Below are 3831 nucleotides of genomic sequence, written 5' to 3' on the forward strand. Positions count from 1 at the left end.
AGCGGTACTCGCCATGACCATGCTCACGCAGGGCTGCACCCTTGGCGCAGTGGGCGCCCAGGTTGATGGGCGAATCAAAAACCGCCTCCTGGCGTACCCAGACACCGTTCTCGACCACCGCATCGACTGCGCACCCGACCGAACAGTGGGTGCACACAGTGCGTTTGACTTCGACCTTGCCTGCACCGATGTTGGCCAAGCCAGTGGCTGCCTGGGCTTTTTGCACCAGGCTCAGCTGGGATGCAGCCAGACCGACGCCAACGCCCAAACCTGAACGGCGCAGAAAACTGCGTCGGTCCAATGTGGGCAAAGCCTGCGACAAACCACGGCGCAAGCTGTGGATGAAGGGGGAAGAGACAGCGCCGGCCGTGCCGGTTTGTTTTTTGGTCAGCAACATGGAGGGCTCCAGTTGGGTGGGATGAACAGGGATGAAAACAGAAGCAGGATCAGACGCGGGTGGTCTTGTAATACTGCTGAACGTGCTCGCTCAAGGTGTAGCCACCACCCCGAGTGGGTTTGGGCAAGGCAGCAGCGGCAGGTGCCGTCGACTGAACGACCCCGGGCAACACAGCCGTGACTGCAGCCACGGCACCCACAGTGGCAGCACCCGAAAACAGGCCACGACGCGAAAGGGAAGTTGTTTTGGAAGACATAAAGACTCCATTAAGTGATTCACAAGCAACTGGCCAGCTTAGGCAAGGCGCTGCATAGGTCATGGTAACGGCTCGAAGGATTCACCTCAAGCGGAAAACCCTTAGTTCGAAAAGATCTGAGTCAAGCTGGCGACTCCTAAAGAATTCAGAATCTCAAATAAAGCCAACACACACAGAATCAATGCGCTGCGTGTGTTGGCTCACCTTTGGTTTTTTATTTGTAAAGAACGCTAGGCAGCCACAAACCAATCGCTGGGAACATGTAGAGCAAAACAATCGCCAGAACCTGGATCGCCATGAAAGGCAACATGCCTGCGAAGATCTGGTTTAGCGTCACATGCGGTGGGCTGACCCCCTTGAGATAGAAGGCGGCCATGGCGACAGGCGGGCTCAGGAAAGCGGTCTGCAGATTCAAGGCAACCAGCAAGCCAAAGAACAGCGGATCGATGCCGAAGTGCGGCAGCAAGGGAATAAAGATCGGCATGAAAATCACGATGATCTCGGTCCACTCCAGTGGCCAGCCCAGCAAGAAAATAACCACTTGCGCCAGGATCATGAACTGCACGGGTGTCAGGTCCATGCCCAGCACCCAGGTGTTGATGATCTCCTGCCCGCCCAACAACGCGAACGCTGCCGAGAAAATGCTCGAGCCCACAAACAGCCAACAGACCATGGCACTGGTTTTGGCGGTCAGGTAAACCGACTCGCGCAACACCACATAGTTGAGCCGTCGGTAGGCGGCTGCCAGCAACAAGCCTCCCAACGAACCCATGGCCGCCGCCTCGGTCGGTGTGGCCAGGCCAAACACGATGGTACCGAGCACCGCCAGGATCATCAGCGCCAGCGGGAAAAAAGAGCCCAGCAGCATCTTGAAAATCTCAAGCCGCGCGAAGCTGAAGTAGGCATAAAAGATGGCCAGGGCCACTGCGCAACTGGCCAGGCCTATCCAGAAGGAGGTCGGGGCAGCCTGCCGCTCAGCCACGGCCACAGGGGCTTCGGCAGCGGCACTGGCCACAGCAGGCACCTGCTCCTTGACGGGCTCAGCGGTCACCGCATCGGGGGCTGCCTTGGCCGTTGCACTCGATCCAGGAGGCGTTTGCAAGCCATCGGCTTCGGGCTCAGCCAGGCCGCTGACGCTGTCCTCTTCTTCTTGATCCTCAGCAGAGTCTGACAGTTCGCCACCCATGGCCACCACACCCTCCACCACCTCGGGTGGCAGTGGGGCCGTGACCTTGAAATAAATAGCGCCCATGATCGCAGCCACAGCCAAAGCAGGCAGCAGGGCAATGACCAAATGGTTGAGCAGATCACGCATGGGCACGGCCGCATTGCGTTTGCCTTTGATGGCGCCGATCAAGCCTGGCAACACCGTGTTGCTGATGTCCTTGGACACCACTTGCGCAAAGGCAGGCAAAGGCACGATGCGGTCTTCTGCAGACATGGGCGGTGCCAAGTGGGGCTTGATTTTGGCAATCACCACCACGTAAATGACGTACAAGGTGGCCAGCATCAAGCCGGGGAAAAATGCCCCCGCATACAACTTGACCACCGACACGCCTGCGGTCGCGCCGTAGACGATCAACATCACCGAAGGCGGAATCAAAATACCCAAGCAACCACCAGCGGTGATGGCACCGGCCGACAGCTGCACACTGTAGCCAGCGCGCAGCATGGCGGGCAAGGCCAGCAAGCCCATGAGCGTGACCACCGCACCCACGATGCCCGTGGCCGTGGCAAAAATGGCGCAGGTCACGATGGTGGCCACCGCCAAAGAACCCGGCAAGCGGGCCATGGCCAAGTGCATGCTCTTGAACAGTTTTTCGATCAGGTTGGCACGCTCAATGAGGTAGCCCATGAAGACAAACAGCGGGATCGAGATCAGTACATCGTTGGACATGACCGAGTACGCGCGCTGAACCATCAAGTCCAGGGTTTGTTGAACCGCCAAATCGGGGTTTTGGCTTTTGTAGGCGATCCAGGCGAAGATCATGCCCATGCCCATCAGGGTGAACGCCGTCGGAAAACCCAACATGATCGCGACCACCACCAAGGCCAGCATCAGCAAACCCAGATGGCCGTTGCTCATCTCGGAAGGTGCGGGCAACAATACAAAGGCCGACAACACGACCAGGGCCATGATGGTCAGGCCAAACCAGACTTCTTTTTTCATTTGTGAGTTCCCTGGCCAATCACCAACGCATCGAGTTTGGCGATGTCTTCGTCCTTGACGTTGACCATTTGTTTGAGTTTTTCGACATCCACCTCGTCCACGTCATCACCGCGCTTGGGCCATTCGCCTTGTTGGATACAAACAATGCAACGAACGATTTCAACCAGCCCCTGCGCCAGCAAAAAAGCCCCAGCCAGCGGCAAGATGGTTTTGAAGGGGTAGACCGGCGGGCCGTCGGCCGTGATGTTGGAGTGTTCGTTGATGGCCCACGATTCAGCCGCAAAACCGTAACCTGCATAGGCCAAGGCGACCACGCCAGGTATAAAAAACAATATGTAAAGCGTCAGGTCGAGCCAGGCTTGCAAACGTGGCGGGAAAAAACCATAAAGCACATCGCCACGCACATGACCGTTCTTAGACAAGGTGTAGGCACCGGCCATCATGAAGAGCGTGCCGTACATCATGCTCATCACGTCAAAGGCCCACGAATGGGGACTGTCCAAAACATAGCGAGAGAAAACCTCCCACGAGATCATGAATGTGAGGGCCACAATCAACCAGGAAAAAAACTGGCCGATCACGGTGCTGACTTTGTCAATAAAGAGCAACAGATTTTGCATAAGGGAACCACATAAATAAATCAGCCATCCAGGAAGCCTGGATGGCTGAATAGGCTGTCAAAGAAAAATCAACCTTTTTTCGCTGGTGCCGCTTTGGCTCCAAAGAAATGGTTCACCGCCATGCGACGGTTGATGTTGGTGTCTTGATCCCACTTCACGGCGCGTGCTGCAAAGGCTTTCTGCGACTCGACCACTTCTTTGAAAATAGGGTTTTCAGCAGATTTCTTGTTCAAAATTTCGGTCCAGACCTTCAACTGCTCTTGCAAGATCGCGTCGGGTGTCTTGAAGAACTTGACCTTGTCTTTGGTCTGCAATTCCACATAATCTTTGGAATAGCGGTCGATGGCTTTCCAAGACATGTCGGCCGAGGCGGCTTCTGTGGCGATCG

The 3831-nt window shown here is 56.2% G+C and carries 4 protein-coding genes and 1 pseudogene; all 5 read right to left on the minus strand.

Going from position 1 to position 3831, the window contains the following annotated elements:
- The coding region (locus ACIQ3A_RS14215; RefSeq protein ID WP_396432380.1) for a twin-arginine translocation signal domain-containing protein at window positions 1–397 on the minus strand (397 nt) is incomplete at its 3' end.
- Window positions 398–446: 49 nt separating this feature from the next.
- Window positions 447–653 carry a formate dehydrogenase gene (locus tag ACIQ3A_RS14220; RefSeq protein WP_396432382.1) on the minus strand — a complete coding sequence of 69 codons (207 nt, stop codon included), beginning with the start codon at window positions 651–653 and terminating at the stop codon, window positions 447–449.
- A 214-nt stretch (window positions 654–867) separates the two neighbouring features.
- Entirely contained in the window at window positions 868–2823 is a 1956-nt protein-coding gene (locus tag ACIQ3A_RS14225) for a TRAP transporter large permease subunit (protein WP_396432383.1), read from the minus strand.
- Window positions 2820–3443: a TRAP transporter small permease subunit gene (locus ACIQ3A_RS14230; protein WP_396432384.1), complete on the minus strand. Its 624-nt coding sequence runs from the start codon at window positions 3441–3443 to the stop codon at window positions 2820–2822. The genes ACIQ3A_RS14225 and ACIQ3A_RS14230 overlap by 4 nt, the downstream gene beginning before the upstream one ends.
- 68 nt (window positions 3444–3511) lie before the next feature.
- A pseudogene (locus ACIQ3A_RS14235) lies at window positions 3512–3831 on the minus strand (C4-dicarboxylate ABC transporter); the annotation flags it as partial.

This window comes from Limnohabitans sp., assembly GCF_044361985.1.
GTDB lineage: Bacteria > Pseudomonadota > Gammaproteobacteria > Burkholderiales > Burkholderiaceae_C > Limnohabitans_A.

What these genes read in the sequence shown, in the direction of transcription:
- ACIQ3A_RS14220 (WP_396432382.1), bottom strand. Translation starts at nt 653, where the DNA reads ATGTCTTCCAAAACAACTTCCCTTTCGCGTCGTGGCCTGTTTTCGGGT.
- ACIQ3A_RS14225 (WP_396432383.1), bottom strand. Translation starts at nt 2,823, where the DNA reads ATGAAAAAAGAAGTCTGGTTTGGCCTGACCATCATGGCCCTGGTCGTG.
- ACIQ3A_RS14230 (WP_396432384.1), bottom strand. Translation starts at nt 3,443, where the DNA reads ATGCAAAATCTGTTGCTCTTTATTGACAAAGTCAGCACCGTGATCGGC.